Source organism: Mycobacterium sp. 1465703.0, assembly GCF_001672975.1.
Lineage (GTDB): Bacteria > Actinomycetota > Actinomycetes > Mycobacteriales > Mycobacteriaceae > Mycobacterium.
In genome coordinates, this window is sequence record NZ_LZKU01000222.1 from 1 (window position 1) to 931 (window position 931).

At 59.4% G+C, this 931-nt stretch carries 2 protein-coding genes; both read left to right on the plus strand.

Going from position 1 to position 931, the window contains the following annotated elements:
* Positions 1 to 285 (plus strand): WXG100 family type VII secretion target, encoded by a 285-nt coding sequence (locus A5625_RS21200; protein ID WP_008254256.1) that lies wholly within the window; start codon positions 1 to 3, stop codon positions 283 to 285.
* A 358-nt stretch (positions 286 to 643) separates the two neighbouring features.
* Positions 644 to 931 (plus strand): response regulator (locus A5625_RS21205; RefSeq protein ID WP_156748430.1); only part of this gene is annotated, 288 nt, incomplete at its 3' end.

Genomic DNA, 931 nt, shown 5'->3' on the forward strand with positions numbered 1-931 from the left:
ATGAGCATTAACTACCAGTTCGGCGATGTAGACGCCCACGGTGCCTTGATCCGCGCCCAGGCCGCATCCTTGGAGGCTGAGCACCAGGCCATCATTCGCGATGTGCTTGCTGCCGGCGACTTCTGGGGCGGTGCGGGTTCGGTCGCGTGCCAGGAGTTCATCACCCAGTTGGGTCGCAACTTCCAGGTCATCTACGAACAGGCCAACTCCCACGGACAGAAGGTTCAGTCCGCGGGCAACAACATGGCCAGCACCGACAGCGCCGTTGGGTCCAGCTGGGCCTGACACCGCGTCTCGACGGCGGGGCCGCACACCAACGGGTGTGCGGCCCCGTTTTATCTTGACTGGTGAATGGCTTGCGCCACAACGGTACAAGCAGAACACCGTCAAATGCTGCGTCCGCACAGTCGAATGAAATTTGTTCCCGTGCACCAATTTTGAAGAACTTGGCCGCGGCAATGGGCTACGGCCGACAAACCAACGGCACTGCATGCCAACGTTTTTCGAACACCCCCGCATCTCAAGCCGACTCATCGAAACGCATACTTGAACGACCTCATTGGGCGTGGCCGAGACGCTTAACATTTGAGAATTCTATGAACTCCGTGACAATCCGGTATGCGGCTTGCCAGAATGTAGGAACATGACCGCAATGTCGGGTTACTCAGGCACGCAGCGCCCACGCCAAGCGATCCTGGGTCAGTTGCCCAGGATCTACCGTGCCGACGGATCACCCATCAGAGTTTTGCTGGTCGACGATGAGCCGGCGCTGACCAATCTGGTGAAGATGGCGCTGCACTACGAGGGCTGGGTTGTCGACATCGCCCATAACGGACGCGAGGCGATGGCCAAGTTCGAGCGGGTCAGCCCCGACGTCCTGGTCCTCGACATCATGCTCCCTGATGTGGACGGGTTGCGAATCCTGGAACGG